The sequence below is a fragment of the Nitrospirillum viridazoti CBAmc genome (assembly GCF_000730165.1).
Taxonomy (GTDB): domain Bacteria; phylum Pseudomonadota; class Alphaproteobacteria; order Azospirillales; family Azospirillaceae; genus Nitrospirillum; species Nitrospirillum viridazoti.
In genome coordinates, this window is record NZ_CP022112.1 from 715668 (window position 1) to 734303 (window position 18636).

At 67.3% G+C, this 18636-nt stretch carries 16 protein-coding genes; 7 read left to right on the top strand and 9 right to left on the bottom strand.

The genetic code is table 11. The features are described 5' to 3' along the window. Nucleotides 1-5 precede the first annotated feature (5 nt). The 8 genes from nosZ to kynU form a co-directional block, all read right to left on the bottom strand. Nucleotides 6-1970 (bottom strand): TAT-dependent nitrous-oxide reductase, encoded by a 1965-nt coding sequence (nosZ, locus tag Y958_RS24955; RefSeq protein ID WP_088874617.1) that lies wholly within the window; start codon nucleotides 1968-1970, stop codon nucleotides 6-8. A 45-nt stretch (nucleotides 1971-2015) separates the two neighbouring features. Next, a complete protein-coding gene (locus tag Y958_RS24960) occupies nucleotides 2016-4190 on the bottom strand; it encodes a NosR/NirI family protein (protein ID WP_088874618.1) in 2175 nt (724 codons plus the stop codon). A 260-nt stretch (nucleotides 4191-4450) separates the two neighbouring features. Further along, nucleotides 4451-5197, bottom strand: coding sequence for a ferritin family protein (locus tag Y958_RS24965; protein ID WP_088874619.1), 747 nt, complete (start codon nucleotides 5195-5197; stop codon nucleotides 4451-4453). Between the two features lie 66 nt (nucleotides 5198-5263). Next, complete coding sequence (locus tag Y958_RS24970) at nucleotides 5264-5500, bottom strand: hypothetical protein (RefSeq protein WP_145727622.1); 237 nt, start codon at nucleotides 5498-5500, stop codon at nucleotides 5264-5266. 65 nt (nucleotides 5501-5565) lie between these two features. After that, on the bottom strand, nucleotides 5566-5736 hold the full coding sequence (locus Y958_RS24975) for a twin-arginine translocase TatA/TatE family subunit (RefSeq protein WP_004274227.1): 171 nt from the start codon (nucleotides 5734-5736) through the stop codon (nucleotides 5566-5568). Nucleotides 5737-6009: 273 nt separating this feature from the next. Then, nucleotides 6010-6654, bottom strand: coding sequence for an arylformamidase (kynB, locus tag Y958_RS24980; RefSeq protein ID WP_088874621.1), 645 nt, complete (start codon nucleotides 6652-6654; stop codon nucleotides 6010-6012). After that, nucleotides 6651-7502 carry a tryptophan 2,3-dioxygenase gene (kynA, locus tag Y958_RS24985; RefSeq protein ID WP_244909686.1) on the bottom strand — a complete coding sequence of 284 codons (852 nt, stop codon included), beginning with the start codon at nucleotides 7500-7502 and terminating at the stop codon, nucleotides 6651-6653. The genes kynB and kynA overlap by 4 nt, the downstream gene beginning before the upstream one ends. Beyond that, nucleotides 7499-8734, bottom strand: a complete 1236-nt coding sequence (kynU, locus tag Y958_RS24990) for a kynureninase (protein ID WP_088874622.1) — start codon at nucleotides 8732-8734, stop codon at nucleotides 7499-7501. The genes kynA and kynU overlap by 4 nt, the downstream gene beginning before the upstream one ends. 132 nt (nucleotides 8735-8866) lie before the next feature. On the opposite strand from kynU, the gene Y958_RS24995 reads away from it, so the two are divergent. From Y958_RS24995 to Y958_RS25025, 7 genes are all read left to right on the top strand, one after another. After that, a complete protein-coding gene (locus Y958_RS24995) occupies nucleotides 8867-9328 on the top strand; it encodes an Lrp/AsnC family transcriptional regulator (protein WP_088874623.1) in 462 nt (153 codons plus the stop codon). 117 nt (nucleotides 9329-9445) lie between these two features. Continuing rightward, nucleotides 9446-9757 carry a hypothetical protein gene (locus Y958_RS25000; protein WP_088875225.1) on the top strand — a complete coding sequence of 104 codons (312 nt, stop codon included), beginning with the start codon at nucleotides 9446-9448 and terminating at the stop codon, nucleotides 9755-9757. Continuing rightward, nucleotides 9754-12132, top strand: coding sequence for a membrane-bound PQQ-dependent dehydrogenase, glucose/quinate/shikimate family (locus Y958_RS25005; protein WP_088874624.1), 2379 nt, complete (start codon nucleotides 9754-9756; stop codon nucleotides 12130-12132). The genes Y958_RS25000 and Y958_RS25005 overlap by 4 nt, the downstream gene beginning before the upstream one ends. Nucleotides 12133-12319: 187 nt before the next feature. After that, entirely contained in the window at nucleotides 12320-15808 is a 3489-nt protein-coding gene (locus Y958_RS25010) for a chemotaxis protein CheB (protein WP_088875226.1), read from the top strand. Continuing rightward, nucleotides 15792-16190, top strand: coding sequence for a response regulator (locus Y958_RS25015; protein WP_088874625.1), 399 nt, complete (start codon nucleotides 15792-15794; stop codon nucleotides 16188-16190). The genes Y958_RS25010 and Y958_RS25015 overlap by 17 nt, the downstream gene beginning before the upstream one ends. 159 nt (nucleotides 16191-16349) lie before the next feature. Further along, on the top strand, nucleotides 16350-17519 hold the full coding sequence (locus Y958_RS25020; protein WP_040850348.1) for a zinc-dependent alcohol dehydrogenase: 1170 nt from the start codon (nucleotides 16350-16352) through the stop codon (nucleotides 17517-17519). Nucleotides 17520-17556: 37 nt separating this feature from the next. Beyond that, nucleotides 17557-18363 (top strand): SDR family NAD(P)-dependent oxidoreductase, encoded by an 807-nt coding sequence (locus Y958_RS25025; RefSeq protein ID WP_244909687.1) that lies wholly within the window; start codon nucleotides 17557-17559, stop codon nucleotides 18361-18363. Nucleotides 18364-18371: 8 nt separating this feature from the next. On the opposite strand, the gene Y958_RS25030 is transcribed toward Y958_RS25025, so the two are convergent. After that, complete coding sequence (locus tag Y958_RS25030) at nucleotides 18372-18635, bottom strand: cytochrome C oxidase subunit IV family protein (protein WP_088874627.1); 264 nt, start codon at nucleotides 18633-18635, stop codon at nucleotides 18372-18374. Between the last annotated feature and the right edge of the window lies 1 nt (nucleotide 18636).

Here is an 18636-nt window from a genome sequence, read left to right on the forward strand (position 1 = left end):
GGCGGTCAGGCCTTGGCCGGATGGACCAGCATGCGGCCCACCATTTCCATGTGCAGGGCATGGCAGAACCACTGGCAGTAGTACCAGTGCACGCCCGGCCGGTCGGCGGTGAAGGTGACGGAGGCCGTCGCCTGCGGCCCGATCTCCATGGCGATGCCGTGGCCCGACAGGGTGAAACCGTGGGTCAGGTCGTCGACATCGTCCATGTTGGTGATGAAGACGGTGACCTCGTCACCCTGGTTCACTTCGAACTTTTCCAGGCTGTAGGCCGGCGCCACGGAATACATGTAGACGCGGACCTTCTTGCCGTCGCGAATGACGTTCGCGGCGGACTCCAACTCCACCCCATCCTTCTTGGCCCACTGCCGCGCCTCTTCCCACATCGGGTCGTCGCGCTTGTAGACGCTGATGGGGTTCACCTTGGACCGGTGGACGATCATGGCGTCATGCGGCTCGGCAAAGCTGGGGCCGTCATGCACCACCGCCATCTTGTCGCCGGAGATATCGATCAACTGGTCGTTTTCCGGCTTCAGCGGGCCGACGTTCAGGAAGCGGTCCTTGGAGAACTTGTTCAGCGACATCAGCCATTTGCCGTCCGCCTCCTTGGTCTCGCCCATGGAGGAGTGGTTGTGGCCCGGCTGGTACTGCACATCCAGCTTCTGGATGATGGGGTCGACCTTCTCCCCTTTGAAGGCGCGCTTGGCCTTCTCCAGGTCCCACTTCACCAGCTGGCTGTCCAGGAACACGGTGGTGTAGGCGTTGCCCCGGCCGTCGAAGGCGGTGTGCAGGGGCCCCAGGCCCACCTGCGGTTCCGCCACCACCACGTCGCGCGGCTTGATCTTGTCGGCGAACAGATCGTCCAGCTTGCGCACGTCGATGACGGTGACGGTGGGCGACAGTTTGCCGTTGAAGACGACGTGGATACCGTCCGGCGCCACGTTGCAGCCGTGCGGGTTGTTGGGCACGGGGATGTAGCGGGTGTAGCGCGAGCCGTGGCGGCCGTCGACCACCGGCACGCCGTTGATGACCTTGCAGTCGCCCTTCTTCACCGCCTCTTCGATGCGCTTGATGTCGAAGACGACGGCCCAATCCTCGGTGCTGGCGGTCATGTCGGCCAGCGTCGTGCCTTCCTCGGAGTTGTAGCAGGTGGAGAAGGCGTACTTGCCCTGATAGTCGGCGTCGCAATTGTCCAGGTTGCCGTCCACCAGCACCTGCCAGGACACCTTCATGGCGTCGCCGTCGATGGCGGTGAAGACGCAACCGTACTTCTTGGGCTCATCCAGCACGCTGCCGTCGTTCACCAGCGGGGCGCGGTGTTCGCTGTTGGCGAAGACATAGCCGGTGCGCGGGTATTTCTGCGGGCGCAGGCCGTGGATGTCGTGCGCGTTGGGGATCTCGATGATCTTGTCGCACTTCATGATGTCGCAGCGGATGCGGGCGACGCGGGTGTTGGCCTTGTCGTTGATGAAGATGTAGCGGCCGTCGTAGGTGCCGTTGGTGAACGACATGTGCGGGTGATGCGCGTCGCCGTTCTGGTAGAGGCCGCCCCGGTTGGCCAGGAACTTTTTGGTTTCCGGCAGCAGGCCCTCGGTCAGGACTTTCTTGGACTCGTTGGTCAGGCCCCAACCGGTGGCAGAGCAGCGGTTGAAGACCGGGATGCGCATCAGTTCGCGCATCGACGGCATGCCCAGGATCCGGATCTCGCCCGACTGGCCGCCAGAGGCGAAGACGTAATAGTCGTCCAGGTCGCCGGGCTTCACCTCGACCTTGTTCTTGGACGCGGCGGCGGGGGCGGCCTGGCCGGTGCCGGCGCCCACCAGGGCGCCGCCGGTGCCTACAGCACCCACCGCCGCGGCGGCCAGCGCCGCCTTGGCCGATCCACCGATCAGCCCACGGCGGCTGAGGCCCGGCGATGCCTCGCCATTGCTGTTGGCGGCGACCGGGACAGTGTTCAGATCTTCGTTCGACATCTCGCGTCTTCTCTGTTGGGTGATCTGGAAATCAGGGTGGAAAGGTCACTCCGCCGGCGTGCCGCTCTTGAGTGTCGCTTGCGGCGGGGCTTGGGGCGGGGCGGGGGGAAGGGGGCCGGGGGTGGCCATGCCGGCTTGGCGCTCACGCTTCAGGCGGCGCTGGATCATCACCGGGCATTTCTGGTCGTGGTGGTACAGCAGCTGGCAGTGCAGGCACTGGATGCATTCGTTGGGATTGATGTGCCCCTCGGGATGGATGGCCTGTACCGGGCATTCATTGCTGCAGCGCTGGCAGGGGTTGCCGCATTCGCGATAACGGCGCAGCCAATCGAACATGCGCAGCCGTGCGGGGATGGCCAGCGCCGCCCCCAGCGGACACAGGTAGCGGCAGAAGAAGCGCTCGATGAACAAATTGGCCAGCAGCAGCGCCACGGCGAAGACCACGAAGGGCCAGGACCGCCAGAAGATCAGCACGATGGCCGTCTTGAACGGCTCTACCTCCGCCGCCTTTTCCGCCATGGCCAGTTCGTTCAGCGACAGGCCGAACAGGACCAGGAAGATCACGTACTTGATGGGCCACAGGCGCTGGTGGACGCTGAACGGCACCTTGATCTGCTTGACCTTGAAGCGCTTCGCCAGGCGGTTGGTCAGCTCCTGCAGGGCGCCGAAGGGGCATAGCCAGCCGCAGAAGGCGCCGCGGCCCCAGAACAGCAGGGACGCGGCCACGGCGAACCACAGCACGAACAGCAGCGGTTCCATCAGGAAGTAGTCCCAGCTGAAGTCGGTGCGCAACGCATTGAAGAAGGTCAGGATGTTGACCACGGACAATTGCGCGTGCTTCCACCAGCCCAGCCAAAAGAGGGAGGCCGCCAGCACACCCAGGCGCACGCGGTCATACAGGACGGGCCGGCGCACCAGTTCGTGCTGGAAGAAGAAGATGCCGGTGACCACGGCCAGCAGCAGGGCCAGCAGCACCAAGTCCAACCGGTCGCCCGCCCACATGCGGCGCCACAGCTGGCCGCCGGCGGCGGGCATTTCCGTCGCCGTCGCGGCGGGCGCGACCGTCGTGGGCGCCGGCACGCTCAGGTATTTCTGCGGCGGGGTGTAATCCAGGTCGAAGGTGATGAAGGCCTTGTCCAGGCTAGCCACCTGGCGCTGGACCAGCAGGCGCAGGCGCCAGGGCTGGGCGGCGTCGAAGGTGCTGCCGTCGGGAATGGTGAACAGGCCGATATCGGGAAAATCAGGCGCGTCGCCAGCCAGGGCGCCCAGGCGGGTGTGGTTGCGGTCGTGGAAGCGGATGGTGTTCTCGCCCTGGATCAGCTCGATCCGGTCGAAGATGCCGCCGCGCACATAGCCGGAGCCCTTGAAGGAGTAGCGCCCGATACCGGCGACGATGACGGCCTGCTGCCCCGGCTTCAGGGTGCTGGTCAGGCGCTGGTACCCGTCCTCGCCCAGCAGGCTGCGCCCCACCACCGGCAGGGTGGCGACGGTGGCGTACAAATCGATGAAGGTGTCGTCGTCGGGGCCGGGTTCCGGCCGGGCGGCGGCACCGGGGCCGCCGGCCTGGCGAAAGGCCTCGTTGACCTGACCCACCGGCAGCAGCAGGCGGCGGATGGACCCGTCGCCCAGCAGGGTGGTCCAATCGGCGGTGCCCGTCAGGCCGGCGTTGACCACGGGCCGGGCCGACATGGCCGTGGCGTCGTCCTCTTTACCCAGCCCGCCCAGGCCCAGAGTGCGCGCCACCTTGATGGCGGAGCGGGTGATGGTGTCGCCGATGACCATGACGGTCACGGTGGCGCCGGAGACGATGTCCACCGGCGGCTTGCCCCCGGTATCGGCCATCATCTCCGCCACCGTGCGGCCGACATATCCCTGGATGAAATGATCGATCTTGGCCACGGGAATGCCGACCAGCACGATGGGCTCATGATGGTCCACCAGCTTGGCGCCGGTGATGCGGGCGTTGGCGTCGATGCCGATGAGGATGGAAATGGGGCGGCCGGAATAACCGGCGGCGTTGACCACGTCGCTGTTCAGGTAGACGTAGCCCACCACCGTGCCACCAGCCATTGCCGGAACCACCGGTGGCGCGCCCTGTGCCGGGCCGAAATGATCGGCGCCGGGCACCAACGCGGCGGCGTCGGCTTGGCCCAGATAGTCCGTCAGGTGGCTGGTGGTGGGCGACGGCGCCGCATGCCCCACCCCACCCACCACCAGCATCAGGCAAGCCAGCAGCACGGCAAGAAGAGGGGGCAGCGCCCCCCGCCGCCGCGGGCGTCCGGGCGGGAAGCCAGGGACCACGCGGGCAAGCGGGGGCGCGATCGGCCGAGGCCGATTGGGAGGAGCGGGAGATGGCATGTCGTTAAAGGCGGCTCTTCGCGGGCGGTGGAACCAATACGGCTCCGGCTACGGAAAAGCTTTACCGGGGTGGGACAGGCGTAGCTTTGCGCTGTATCAAAAAGAAGCAGAGAAAATGAATGTTATTCAGCGCCGGACGGGGAATGGTTGCCCAGGGACACCAACCGTTCGATGGCGGTTTTCAGCAGGGTTTGCGCCAATGCGACGCCTTCCTCGTCCGCCATCCGATCCAGCGCCAGGGAATAAATGTCCACGGCACGCTCAGCCGCCGCCGCCTTTTGGGCACTGGCGGCCGCCGCCAGCTCCGCCTCCACCATGTCGGCCAGGGCTCGGAGTTCAGCCGCGTCGTCGGCTGTGGGCAGGGGGATGAACGTGCCCCGTTCCTGGTGGTAGGCGTGGCGGCGCGCCCGGCGCAACTGCGCGGCGTGGCGCAACTCCTCCCGCGCCAGCGCTTCAGCTTGGCTGGCCACCGCCGGGGTGGCGGCATGGGCCGCGACATAAGCATAGAAGGCGAAGGCCCGTTCCTCATTCAGCACGGCGATGGACAGGGCCTTGTAGGGGCTGAGGCGGACGCTGGCCTCCACCTCTTCCCAGGAGCGGGCGATGTCCGGCGGCAGGTGCCACTGGACGGGAGCGGCGACCGGCGCGTGCCCCAGCAGACTGTCGGCGCTGCGCAGGACGGCCGCGACGTGGCGACCCTCCTCATCGGCCAGCCCCTGGAACAGGGCAGCAAGGTCAGGGGCGCCCCGCTGCCGCTCCGCCAGCGTCAGATAACGCCGGATAGCCTCTTCCTCCATGGCCAGGGCGATGGCGAGTAAGTCATCCACAGAGGCGATGGTAGCCGCCGGTTCTTGGGACAGCAGGGGCATGGCGCTTTTCCCTGGTTGGAAGGGCCCGGTCGGAAGGGCTTGGTTGCAAGGCAATGAATAGGTCGGTCAGCCGCAGTGGCCGCCACAGCAGGACCCGCGGTGGCGGGCCAGAAGGCGATCGAAGGCCAGGCTGGCTGCGTGGGCGGCCAGGCGGCAATCCCGCGCCAGCGCCAGCACGTCTTCGGCGGTCCAGTCGGCGGGGCAATCGGTGATGGTCAGCACCCCACCATCGGTGGGAACGGCCGGGGTGGTTTGCAGGGTCAGGGTGCCATCGCGCGCGATGATCAGGGCATGGTGGGTCATGGTGTCACTCTGGTAGGACACGGGCGGAAGATGCGGGAGCGGAGCCTGGAGCGCCTTGATGGCAATCAGTCCCGGGGCAGGCGGCCGGGTGTGGCATCCGTTTCCTCCGCCAGACCGGCTTTCAGATTGCGGATGCCGACGCCCAGGTCGCCCAGCATGCGGGGTAGCCGGTTGCCGAACAGCAACAGGGCGATTCCCGCCACGATCAGCCAGTGCCAAATACTGAAGGAGCCCATGGGGCATCTCCTGCTGTGGATCAAGAGGCACCACAGCAGCAGGGGATGGCCGGCGCAGAGTTGCGCTGGCGCAAACGGAAGGGGGAATTTGACATGGCGCAAACGCGCCTGCGACCGCTTACCCCGTAGGCGCCGTTTGGCTAAGCGGCCGCTGGGACCATAAAGAGAATGGGGACCATAAAGAAAATATGCGCCCGCCGGATTTTACCGAGGCAGGCGCATATGGGGGTTTGAGAGGGCGGCCATGAGTCGCCGGGCGCATGGCCGTCCCTGTCAGGCCGTGGTCGCCGCCGGTAGCTCGCGCAGGATGGCGCGCACCGGGGCGGCATCCGCCTGGCTGAGGTTGAGGGGCAGGGCGATCAGCTCGTAATCCCCCGCCGGCACGTCATCCAGCACCAGCCCTTCCAGGATGGCCATGCCGTTGCGGCGCACGGCGTTGTGGGCCAGCAGGTCCTTGGACGTCTCCGGGTCCAGGGAGGGGGCGTCCACCCCGATGAGGCGCACGCCATGGGCGGCCATCAGGTCCATGGTGGCGGCATCCAGGGCACGGAAGTCGCTGACCCAGCGGTCGTGCGGGAAGCGCTGATAGGTGCGCAGCAGGATGCGCGGCGGCGCGCCGGCCAGGCGGTCCGCCACCTCCGCCGGCATGACCGGCCCATCGCCATCCATCACGTGGATAAGACGGCAGGGCCCCAGGTAGGGCGCCAGGTCGACGGCGCCGATGGGCAGGCCGGCGGCGTCATAGTGCAGGGGGGCGTCGGCGTGCGTCCCGGTGTGGGTGGACAGGGTCAACCGGCTGACGTTGACCGGGCACCCCGGCCCCAGGGCCCACACGCGTTCCTCCTGATAGGCGGTGTCGCCGGGCCACACCGGGATGCCGGGGCGGATGGGCTGGGTGATGTCCCAGATGCGGCTCATAGCGCCGTCCTCACGGAAAGCAGTTCGGGGAAGAAGCTGAGGCTCAGCGCCTTGACCAAGTAGCTGACGCCGCCGGTGCCGCCGGTGCCGGGCTTGAAGCCGATGATGCGCTCCACCGTCTTCATGTGGCTGAAGCGCCATTGCTGGAAACGGTATTCCAGATCCACCAGCTTTTCCGCCAGATCGTACAGCTCCCAATGCCGATGCGGGTCCTGGTAGACCACCAGCCAGGCGGCCTGCACCCGGGCGTCCGGCTCGTAGGGCTGGGCGAAATCACGCTCCAGCTTCTCTCGCGGAATGTCGAAGCCGCGCCGGGCCAGCAGGCGCAGGGCCTCATCATACAGGCTGGGGGCGTGCAGGCTCTCTTCCAATGCCGCGAAGATGGCCGGCTCGCCCTGGTGCACCGTCATCATGCCGGCGTTCTTGTTGCCCAGCAGGAATTCCAGGTGGCGATACTGATAGGACTGGAAGCCGCTGCTCTGCCCCAGGTGGGGACGGATCAGGCTGTAGTCCGCCGGCGTCATGGTGGACAGCACCTCCCACGACTGGATCAGCTGCGCCTGGATGCGGCTGACGCGGGCGATCATCTTCAGGGCCGGCCCCAGGTCATCCGCCTGGATCTGGCGCAACGCCGCCCGCAGCTCATGCAGGGACAGCTTCATCCACAGCTCGGACGCCTGGTGGATGATGATGAACAGCAGTTCGTCATGCTGGCCGGACCGGGGATGCTGGGCGGCCAGCAGCTGCTCCAGCCCCAGGTAGCTGCCGTAGCTCATGGGCGGGGCGGTGTGCAGTCCCTCGCCGGACAGGTCGACGGCGGCGGTATGGGGACGGGCGATCTCGGTCACGTCACGGCTCCACGGGTCTGATAGGCGGCATCCTGCCAGGTGCCGCTGTCCATGATGTCCTTCAGGTGGGCCGCCGCGTCATAAACGTCGACATAGCGGACATAGAGCGGGGCGAAGCCGAAGCGGATCACATCCGGGGCGCGGAAGTCGCCGATGACCCCCCGGGCGATCAGCGCCTGCATGATGGCATAGCCTTCGGGATGGCCGAAGCTGACCTGGCTGCCCCGGGCCTGCGCATCGCGGGGGGAATGCAGGATGAACTGCCCCGGGCAGGATTCCTCCACCAGCCGGATGAACAGGTCGCCCAGCGCCATGGACTTGGCGCGCACCGCGTGGCGATCGGCGCGGGCCATGATGCCGACGCCAATCTCCAGGGCGGCCAGGCCCAGGATGGGGGGCGTGCCGCAGAGCATGCGCTCGATACCGGGGGCCGGCGCATAGTCATCGCCGAAGGCGAAGGGCGCCGCGTGGCCCATCCAGCCGGAGAGGGGGGAGCGCAGCTGCGCCTGGTGGCGCCGGGCCGCGTACAGGAAGGCCGGCGCCCCGGGGCCGCCGTTCAGGTATTTGTAGCCGCAGCCGACGGCCAGGTCGGCGCCGGCCGCGTTCAGGTCGACATCGATGGCGCCGGCGCTGTGCGACAGGTCCCACAGCGCCAATGCCCCGGCGGCATGGGCCTTGGCCGTCAGCCGGGCCATGTCATGAATGCGGCCCGTCTTGTAATGCACCTGGGTCAGCAGCAGCAGGGCCGTGTCCGCGTCCAGGGCCTGCTCGATGCGGTCAGGCTCCACCACCCGCAGCTCGACCCGATCGCCCAGCAGGTCGCGCACGCCCTGCAGGATATAGAGATCGGTGGGGAAGTTGCCCGGCTCCGTCACGATCACCCGGCGGCCGGGCCGCAGGGCCAGGGCGGCCGTCGCCAGCTTGAACAGATTGACGGAGGTGGAGTCCGCCGCGATGACCTCATCCGCTTCCGCGCCGATGAGGGAGGCGATGCCGGCGCCGACGCGCTGGGGCAGGGTGATCCAGCCGGCGGTGTTCCAGCCACGGATGAGTTCGTCCCCCCATTCCCGCGCCACCACATCGGCCAGGCGCTGCCTCGTGGCCTTGGGCAGGGCGCCTAGCGAATTCCCGTCCAGGTAGATGACGCCGTCGGCGATCTCGAACGCGTCACGGAATTCGGCCAGCGGATCGTCGCGATCCAGCGCTGCGCAGGCGGCACGGTCCAAGGGCATGTCCCGAGGTCTCCTTGAGGTTTTCTTTCCCCGATCATACCGCCCCCGAAGGGGAACATTGTTACGAAGATGCTTGTGTTGGCGAAGTGTTAAGAACATCGTTCTGCCAAATCGACGAATGGAAGAATGATTATGGATGCGATCGATCAGCGCCTGCTGACTATCCTGGAAACCAACGGCCGCGCGTCCTTCGCCCAGATTGCGGAGACGGTGGGCCTGTCCAAGACGCCGTGCTGGAACCGCGTGCAGGCCCTGGAGGACGGCGGCGTGATCACCGGATATCGGGCGGAGCTTGACCGGTCACGCGTGGGGCTGCCGCTGCTGGCCTTCGTGGATGTAGCCATCGACCTGGGGCGCCACCAGGCGTTCGAGGAGGCCATCGCCCAGGTCCCCGCTGTGCTGGAATGCCATACCACCGCCGGGCCGTTCGATTACGTCCTGCGGGTGGCGCTGCGGGATGTCGAGGCGCTGGACCAACTGCTGCGGACAGAATTGTCGCGCCTGCCGGGCGTCAAGACCTTCTCCACCCGCATTTGCCTGAAGACGGTCTTCCAGGCGCGTCCGCTGATGGCCGCGTCGGGCACCCAGCCGTAAGGGCGGCGGCCCAGGCGGCCCGCCGTTCCGGAACCTTCTCCCGTCGCGGCGGATTGTGGGCCGTGATCCCCGGAGTCACACCGGTGGACGTCGCCCCTAGTGGAGGCTGTGGCCGCCATGGACTATATCGCCCTGTTTTTCGCCGGGGTCTTCCTGTGCAACGGCGTTCCCCATCTGGTTGCCGGCCTGCACGGACGGCCGTTCCCCACGCCCTTCGCCAAGCCGCCCGCCGCCGGCGACAGCCCGCCCCTGGTGAACTTCCTGTGGGGCTTCGCCAACATCATCGCCGGCCTGTTGCTTTGGTCGGTGCGCCCGGTCATGGCGGTGCTGACGCTCGATTTCGCGGTGCTGGCGCTGGGCGCGCTGCTGACGGGCGTCTGGCTGACCCTGCACTTCGCCAAGATCCAGGCCGGGAAGTCCTCTCCATGAGCCCAGCCTGGGGCCGGCGCTTGTCTGTCGCGACGGCGGTGCTGATTGCGGTGTTCGGCCTTTATCTCCTGATCGGCGGTGCCTGGCTGATCCTCCTGCGCGGCAGCCCGTACTACGCCATCGCCGGTGTCACCCTGTTGGCGGTCGCCGCCCTGCTGTGGCGCCGCCGGGCGGCGGCCTTGTGGCTGTATGCCGCCTTGGTGCTGGCCACCATGGCCTGGGCGGTGTGGGAGGTGGGCTTCGATTTCTGGGCCCTGGCCCCGCGCGGCGACGTGTTGGTCCCCCTCGGCGTCTGGCTGATGCTGCCCTTCATCACCCGTGGGCTGCTACCATCGGCCAGTGGTGGAGCGGGCAGGGGACCGATGCTAGTGCTGGGCGGCGTGCTGGTGCTGGCCGTGGTGGTGGTCGGCGTCGCCCTGGCGCACGACCGGCACGCCATCCAGGGAACGGTGCGGCCCATGGGGCTTGAGCCGCCCGCCCCCGACCAGGCTGTGGCCGACTGGCCGGCCTACGGCGGCAGCGGCAGGGGCGACCGCTATTCCGACTTGGCCCAGATCACCCCTGGGAACGTCGGGCGCCTCAAGCTGGCCTGGCAATTCCGCACCGGCGACCTGCCGGGCCCAAACGACCCCGGCGAGATCACCACCGAGGTGACGCCCCTGAAGGTGGGCGACCTGCTTTACACCTGCTCTCCGCACCAGATCGTTTTCGCCCTGGACGCCGCCACGGGCGCGTTGCGCTGGAAGTTTGATCCGCAGGTCCAGCGCAATCCGGGCTTCCAGCACATGACCTGCCGCGGCGTGGCCTTCCACCGCACGCGGCCGGAGGCCACGACGGCGGATGGCGCGCCAGCCCCCGCCGAATGCCCCACCCGCATTTACCTGCCCACCGATGACGGCCGGCTGTTCGCCCTGAACGGGGAAACCGGCAAGCCCTGCGACGGCTTCGGCGACCATGGCCAGATCGACCTGAAGCGCGGCAGCGCGGTGAAGCAGGTGGGCTTTTATCAGGGCACGTCCCCGCCGGCCGTGACGGACAGGGTGCTGGTCATGGGCGGCGCCGTCATCGACAACTACTCCGGCAAGGTGCCGTCCGGCGTCATCCGGGGCTTCGATGTCTACAGCGGCCGGTTGCTCTGGGCCTTCGACGCCGGCAACCCCGACCCGAACGAGATGCCGTCGGCCACCCATCATTTCACCGCCGGCAGCCCCAACTCCTGGATCGTGTCGGCGGTGGACGAGGGGCTGGGCCTGGTCTATGTGCCGCTGGGCTCGGCCTCCCCTGACATCTGGGGCGGCAACCGCACGCCGGCGCAGGAACGCTATGACAGCGCCCTGGTGGCGTTGGACATCGCCACGGGCAAGCTGCGCTGGTCGTATCAGAACGTGCACCATGACGTCTGGGATATGGACGTCCCGGCCCAGCCCAGCCTGGTGGACGTGGCCACGCCGGCCGGACCTGTGCCGGCGATCTATGTCCCGGCCAAGACCGGCAACATCTTCGTGCTGGACCGCCGGGATGGGCACCCGATCGTGCCGGCGCCCGAGGTGCCGGTACCCCAGGGGGCCGCCCCCGGCGACCGGCTGTCCCCGACACAGCCTGCCTCGCAACTGAGCTTCCGCCCCCGGGACAAGCTGACCGGCGCCCAGATGTGGGGCGGCACGATGTTCGACCAACTGGCCTGCCGCATTCTGTTCAAGCGCCTGCGCTATGACGGGCCGTTCACCCCGCCGTCCGTGCAGGGCACGCTGGTCTTCCCAGGTGACCTCGGCATGTTCGAATGGGGCGGCATCGCCATCGACCCGCGGCGGCAGGTGGCCATCGCCAACCCCATGTCCATCCCCTTCGTCTCACGCCTGGTGCCGCGCGGCAAGGACAACCCGGCGGCACCCAACGGCCAGCATCCGCCGGGAACGGAACTGGGCGTGCAGCCCATGTACGGCACGCCCTTCGGCGCCAACCTGGGTGTTTTCCTGTCGCCCCTGGGCATCCCCTGCCTGCAGCCGCCGTGGGGTGAGCTGGCGGCCATCGACCTGCGCACCAACGCCGTGGTCTGGCGCCACCGCGTAGGTACCATCCGCGACATGGCGCCCGTGCCGGTGCCGCTGAAACTGGGGATGCCCATGCTGGGCGGCCCGCTGGTGACGGCGGGCGGCGTGGTGTTTCTGACCTCCACCATGGACTATGCCATCCGGGCCTTCGATGTGACGGACGGCAGGCTGCTGTGGCAGGACCGGCTGCCCGCCGGGGGCCAGTCCACCCCCATGTCCTACGAGCAAGGCGGGCGGCAATACATCGTCACCGTGGACGGCGGCCACGGCTCCTTCGGCACCAAGATCGGCGACTATGTGCGGGCCTATACCCTCGGTGATTGAGGCGCCGGCAATGGGCATAGTTCCTTTGTCATTCTTGCGCGGCACAGCCCGGGCTGCGTTCTTCACAGGGCCCGGGGCGATGGTTCCCGGGGCGCGGTTGTCCATGGTTTCAATGATTTATGACCGCTCTGGTGGAAGGTTGGACTGATCGGCCGGCGTGATGAGGCAAAGGGCGTTGGAGGGGCATGTGGAGTTGCAAACCGATCCGCCGATCGTCGGCATCGGGGCGTCGGCAGGCGGGGTGAAGGCGCTGCAGGCCTTATTCGAGGCATTGCCCGACGAACCCAACGCCGCCTTCGTCGTCGTGATCCATCTGAATCCCGAACGGCGCAGCGAACTGGCCAAGATCCTGGCCACCCGCACCCGCATGCCTGTCTCGCAGGTCACCGACCGCGTGCACCTGCGCAACAACCACGTCTATGTCATCGCCCCGGACAGCGCACTCAACATCGCCGACCACATGATCTCAGCCCTGTCGTTTGACGAGCCGCGGGCTAAGCGGGCACCCATCGATCTGTTCTTCCGGTCGCTGGCGGCACAGCACAGCGACGGTTTCGCCATCATCCTGACGGGTGCCGGGGCGGATGGTGCCGTGGGCGTGCGGGCCATCAAGGAGGTGGGCGGCATCGTTCTGGTGCAGGACCCGGACGAGGCGGAATTCGCCTCCATGCCCCGCAACGCCATCGCCACCGACGCCGCCGACTTCGTCCTGCCCGTGCGCGACCTGGCCCGGCAGTTGGCGGAATTGTTGCGGAACCGGAAGGATGGCGAGGCGCTGACCGCGCCGGACGACGACGAGAATATGATGCGCCGCATCCTGGCCCATGTGCGGGTGCGCGTGGGCCATGATTTCAGCCAATACAAACGTGCCACCATTGCCCGGCGCATCACCCGGCGCATGCAGGTCACGCAGCAGGAAACGCTGAGCCAGTACCACACCTACCTGCGGGAGCATGCGGACGAGGCCCACGCCCTGTTCACCGACTTCCTGATCTCGGTCACCACCTTCTTCCGCGACAAGCGGGCCTTCGATCAGTTGGCGGCCGTGGTGGTTCCCCAGTTGTTCGAAGGGAAGGAGGCGGCCAACACCATCCGCATCTGGGTCCCTGCCTGCGCCACGGGGGAGGAGGCCTACACCATCGGCATCCTCTTGCTGGAGGAGGCGGCGCGACGCGACGTGCGGCCTGAAATCCAGGTCTTCGGGTCCGACCTGGACGCCGATGCGCTGGTTGTGGCCCGCGAGGGGTGCTTTCCCCTGACCATCGAGCAGGACGTGCCCGAGGAGCATTTGCGCCGCTATTTTCAGCGCGAGGGCGACCATTACCGGGTGCGCCGGGAATTGCGCGACACGGTCATGTTCGCCAGCCACAGCATCCTGCGCGACCCGCCCTTTGCCCGGGTGGACATGGTGTCCTGCCGCAACCTGCTGATCTACCTGGACCGGGAACTGCAGCACCAGGTCTGCACCACCTTCCACTACGCGCTGAACCCCGGCGGCTTCCTGTTCCTGGGCGCGTCGGAGAACGCCGACAGTCCACCCGGCCTGTTTCGGGCCCTGGACCGCGATGCGCGCATCTACCGCATGATCCCCAATACTGGGGAACGGCGGACGGCCCTGCCCATCATGCCCAGCGCCCACCATGCGGCACCCAGCCGTGGCGCGCCCGCGTACCGGCCCCTGGGGCCGGGCGGCGACGTGGCCCTGCACCGCCAGATGCTGGAACGCGTGGCGCCGCCCAGCATGCTGGTGGATGAGACGCACCGCGCCATCCACCTGTCCGAGACCGCCGGCCGATTCCTGCAGCCCTCGGGCGGGCCCGTCACCACGGTGGCCACCGACATGGTTCGGCCCGAATTGCGCTTCGACCTCGAAGCGGCGTTGCACCGCGCCTTCGACCGGAAGGAGGCGACGCTGACCCGGCCGCTGGTGGTGAAGTTCGAAGGCCAGCCCCAGCGGGTCTATCTGCAGGTCAAGCCGGTCCTTGAAGAAGGCGATCCCAGCCGCTACGCCCTGGTGCTGTTCATCGAGGGCGAGACGGTGCGGGCGGACGACGACGGGGACGAGGGCGGCCAGAACCGCGAGCCGACCAACGAGACCATCCGCCAGTTGCAGGAGGAATTGCAGCTGGCGCAAAACCGCCTAAGGGCCACGCGGGAGGAGTCGGAGGCCACGAACGAGGAGTTACGGGCGGCCAACGAGGAACTGCAGTCCATCAACGAAGAGTACCGGTCCACCTCGGAGGAGCTGGAGACCAGTAAGGAGGAACTGCAATCCACCAATGAGGAACTGCAGACCGTCAACAATGAGCTGAAGCAGAAGCTGGCCAGCGTGTCCCGCGCGCACAGCGACCTGCAGAACCTGATGGCGGCGGCGGATTTCGGCACCCTGTTCCTGGACCCCTCGCTGCGCATCAAGCGCTTCACGCCCCGCGTGACCGAGCTGTTCAACATCACCGCCACCGACGCCGGCCGGCCCATCACCGACTTCACCCACCAGCTGGATTATGACCAGCTGGCGGACCACGCCCACGCCGTGCTGCGGGAGCTGACGCTGCTGGAGCATGAGGTGCAAAGCCGGGGCGGCGGCTGGTACCTGGTCCGCATCCGGCCCTATCGCACCGTGGACGACCGCATCGACGGCGTGGTGGTGACCTTCTTCGACATCACCGAGCGTCGCCGGGTCGAAGAGGCCCTGCGCGACAGCGAGGCGCGGCTGAAGCAGGAGATGCGCCTGGTCGAATTCTCCCGCGCGCCCATTTTTGTCTGGGAGTACGACGACGGCATTGTCCAGTGGAACCGGGGCAGCGAGGAATTGTACGGCTACTCCCGGGAAGAGGCGAAGGGCCAGGACGTGGCCGAACTGCTGCGGTCGACGCTGGAGGACGGCAGCTTCGACAGTGTGCGCCAAGCCCTGTCGGAAAAAGGCGCCTGGAGCGGCGAGCTGCGGCACACCACCAAGGACGGCCGGGTACTGACCGTCGAAAGCCAGATCGAGATGATCAGCGTCGGCGGCCGGCGGCTGGTGCTGGAAAGCACGCGCGATGTCACCGACCGGAAGAAATGGGAACGGCGCCAGCGCCTGCTGCTGGGCGAACTGCGCCATCGCGTGGGCAATACCCTGGCGGTAGTGCAGTCACTGGCCCGCCAGACCCTGCGCACGGCCGGGTCCAGCGACCGTTTCGTCGATCTGTTCGAAGGCCGCCTGACCGCGCTGGCCCGGGCGCATACCCTGCTGGTCGATTGCCAATGGGAGGGGGCGGAATTGATAGCCCTGGCCCGCATCCAGCTGGCGGCCTACATCAGCGCCGATCCGCAACGCCTGCGCCTGGTGGGCGCCCACGTCCTGCTGCCGCCCCACCTGGCAACCCCCTTTGGCCTGGTGTTGCACGAACTGGCCACCAACGCCGCCAAGTACGGCGCCCTTTCCGTCGCCGGCGGGCGAGTGGAACTGGCGTGGACCCAGGTGACCCGAGAGGGCCGGCCCTTCCTGACGGTGACCTGGCGGGAATTCGACGGCCCCGCCGTCGTTCCGCCGGAACATCACGGCTTCGGCGGAGTTCTGATTGAACGTGGTATGCCCGGCGCCACCGTGACCCGGCTTTTCGAGCCCACGGGCCTGGTGTGCACCATGGAGATCGACCTTGAGGAGGAAGAGCAGGATGGGGACGACAGCTGATCCCGAACTGCCGCTGGCCGGCACGTGCATCCTGGTCGCGGATGACGAGGTGATGATCGCCATCAACCTGGAGGAGACTTTCCGGGACGCGGGTGCCGATATCCTCAGCGCCGCCACCGTGCCGCAGGCGATCGTCGCCGCCCGCAACCCTCGCCTGACCGCCGCCATCCTGGATGTGCGCCTGGGGCGCGAGACCTCCGAAGCCGTGGCCGACATCCTGACCGAACGGGACATTCCCTTCTTCTTCTACAGCGGTCAGATGCTGTCGCCGAGCATGCAGGCCAAATATCCCGGCGTCCCGGTGTTGACCAAGCCGGTGCGGCAGGACGCTTTCATGGCCACCATGCTGGCCCTGGTGGCCAGGCAGAAGGCGCTGGCCTGACCGGAACCGTCCCGCCCGGGTAAATTTCGCGCCATAAGGCGGAACCCCGCCGTGCCGTCCGGATTGATCCCGCACTCGGGGAACCACCCTCGCTTCAAGTCCGCGGCGCCGGAGAGGTCTTCCCGTTCAATCCGTGATCGACCATGGAAGGGATACCTCATGAAAGCGCTGACCTGGCACGGCAAAGGTGATGTTCGATGCGAGCATGTTCCCGATCCGACGATCGAGCATGCGCGCGACTGCATCATCAAGGTGACGGCCTGTGCCATCTGCGGCTCGGATGTGCACCTTTACGACGGCATTATTCCCTCCATGGAAAGCGGTGACGTGCTGGGCCACGAGACCATGGGCGAGGTCGTCGAGGTCGGCAGCGGTGTCAGCAACCTGAAGGTCGGCGACCGGGTGGTGGTACCCTTCACCATCTCCTGCGGCGAGTGCTTCTTCTGCAAACGCGGCTATTACTCCGCCTGCGAGCGTTCCAACCCCGACAAGGCCAAGGCGACCAAGCTGTGGGGCAACTCCCCAGCGGGGCTGTTCGGTTATTCGCACCTGCTGGGCGGGTACAGCGGCGGCCAGGCGGAGTACCTGCGCGTTCCCTACGCGGATGTCGGCCCCCTGAAGGTTCCGGGCGGCCTGACGGATGAGCAGGCGCTGTTCCTGTCCGACATCTTCCCCACCGGCTACATGGCCGCCGACTTCTGCAACATCCAGCCGGGCGATACCATCGCCATCTGGGGCTGCGGCCCGGTGGGCCAGATGGCAATCCGCAGCGCCTATCTGCTGGGGGCGGAGCGGGTCATCGCCATCGATCACGTGCCGGAGCGGCTGGAACTGGCCCGGCAGGGCGGCGCGATGACCCTGGATTTCAAGGAAGAGGACATCTACGACCGCATCATGGACCTGACCCAGGGCCGGGGCGCCGACGCCTGCATCGACGCGGTGGGGACGGAACCCGACATCGGCAGCGGCTTCGACGCCGTGGTCGACCGCATCAAGGTCGCGACCTTCATGGGAACGGACCGGCCTCACGTGTTGCGCCAGGCCATCATGTGCTGCCGGAACTTCGGCACCGTCTCCATCGTCGGCGTCTATGGCGGCCTGCTGGACAAGATCCCCATGGGTTCCGCCATCAACCGGGGCCTGACCTTCCGCATGGCCCAGACGCCGGTCCAGCGCTACCTGCCCCATCTCCTACGGCGCATCGAGGAGGGGGAGATCGACCCCTCCTTCGTCATCACCCACCGCGCATCGCTGGAGGAGGGGCCGGAGCTCTACAAGACCTTCCGCGACAAGCAGGACGGCTGCATCAAGGTCGTGATGAAGCCCTGACCATCCCATAAGTCAGTCCCCAAGAAGGAGAAACGCCATGGCTGCTTCCCGCGCGCCCATGCGCCTGTTGGCCGTCGTCACCGGTGCCTCGACCGGCATCGGCTATGAACTCGCCAAGCTGTGCGCCCAGAACGGCTTCGACCTGGTGGTCGCCGCCGATGAACCCGAAATCCATGACGCCGCCGACACCTTCCGTGCGCTGGGCGCGCATGTCGAGGCGGTGCAGGCCGATCTGGCCACCCTGGACGGCGTCGATACGCTTTATGCCACCATCCAGGCCCAGGGCCGGCCGGTGGACGCCCTGTTCGCCAATGCCGGCCGGGGCCTGGGCAAGGGCTTCCTGGATCAGAACTTCATCAAGGCCAAGCGGGTGATCGATACCAACGTCACCGGTACCGTGTACCTGATCCACCGGGTAGGCCGCGACATGCGGGCGCTGAATTCCGGCCGCATCCTCATCACCGGATCGATCGCCGGCTTCATCCCGGGCAGCTACCAGGCCGTCTACAACGCCAGCAAGGCCTTCCTGGACAACTTCGCCTACGCCTTGCGCAATGAGCTGGAGGGCACGGGCGTCACCGTCTCCTGCCTCATGCCCGGGCCGACGGACACCGATTTCTTCCGCCGCGCCGAGTTGCTGGATACCGAGGTCGGCACGGCCAAGAAGGACGATCCGGCCAAGGTTGCCCGCGACGGCTTCGACGCCCTGATGAAGGGGGAGGCCGACGTGGTCAGCGGCTGGAAGAACAAGCTGCAGGCGACCCTGGCCAACATCATGCCGGCGGGAATGCTGGCGGACCAGCACCGTGGCATGGCCGCGCCCGGAACAGCCCACAAGCACTGACCCGTCGCTCAACGTGTCAGGTAGTCCAGCGCCAGATAGCCCAGCAGGATCAGCAGCCAGAAGGCGGCCCCCAGCGCCATGATGCGCATGAGGCCGCCTTCGCGGCGTAGCTGCATATAGACCCAGGCGATCAGCGCCGCCTTGGCGGATGCGATGCCCAGGCTGGCCACCAAGCTGGGCGTGCCGGTCAGCACCAGGCTGGCGCCCACGGTCATTCCCAGCAGGGCCAGCAAGGCGGCCCAGACGGCGATCAGGGGGGCCACGACCTTCATC

Coding starts and splice junctions, on each gene's coding strand:
- kynB (WP_088874621.1), bottom strand. CDS start 6,654: ATGAGCCGCATCTGGGACATCACCCAGCCCATCCGCCCCGGCATCCCG.
- Y958_RS24970 (WP_145727622.1), bottom strand. CDS start 5,500: ATGACCCACCATGCCCTGATCATCGCGCGCGATGGCACCCTGACCCTG.
- Y958_RS25020 (WP_040850348.1), top strand. CDS start 16,350: ATGAAAGCGCTGACCTGGCACGGCAAAGGTGATGTTCGATGCGAGCAT.
- Y958_RS25025 (WP_244909687.1), top strand. CDS start 17,557: ATGGCTGCTTCCCGCGCGCCCATGCGCCTGTTGGCCGTCGTCACCGGT.
- Y958_RS25000 (WP_088875225.1), top strand. CDS start 9,446: ATGGACTATATCGCCCTGTTTTTCGCCGGGGTCTTCCTGTGCAACGGC.
- Y958_RS24960 (WP_088874618.1), bottom strand. CDS start 4,190: ATGCTGGTGGTGGGTGGGGTGGGGCATGCGGCGCCGTCGCCCACCACC.
- Y958_RS25030 (WP_088874627.1), bottom strand. CDS start 18,635: ATGAAGGTCGTGGCCCCCCTGATCGCCGTCTGGGCCGCCTTGCTGGCC.
- nosZ (WP_088874617.1), bottom strand. CDS start 1,970: ATGTCGAACGAAGATCTGAACACTGTCCCGGTCGCCGCCAACAGCAAT.
- kynU (WP_088874622.1), bottom strand. CDS start 8,734: ATGCCCTTGGACCGTGCCGCCTGCGCAGCGCTGGATCGCGACGATCCG.
- Y958_RS24975 (WP_004274227.1), bottom strand. CDS start 5,736: ATGGGCTCCTTCAGTATTTGGCACTGGCTGATCGTGGCGGGAATCGCC.
- Y958_RS25015 (WP_088874625.1), top strand. CDS start 15,792: ATGGGGACGACAGCTGATCCCGAACTGCCGCTGGCCGGCACGTGCATC.
- Y958_RS25005 (WP_088874624.1), top strand. CDS start 9,754: ATGAGCCCAGCCTGGGGCCGGCGCTTGTCTGTCGCGACGGCGGTGCTG.
- Y958_RS24995 (WP_088874623.1), top strand. CDS start 8,867: ATGGATGCGATCGATCAGCGCCTGCTGACTATCCTGGAAACCAACGGC.
- Y958_RS24965 (WP_088874619.1), bottom strand. CDS start 5,197: ATGCCCCTGCTGTCCCAAGAACCGGCGGCTACCATCGCCTCTGTGGAT.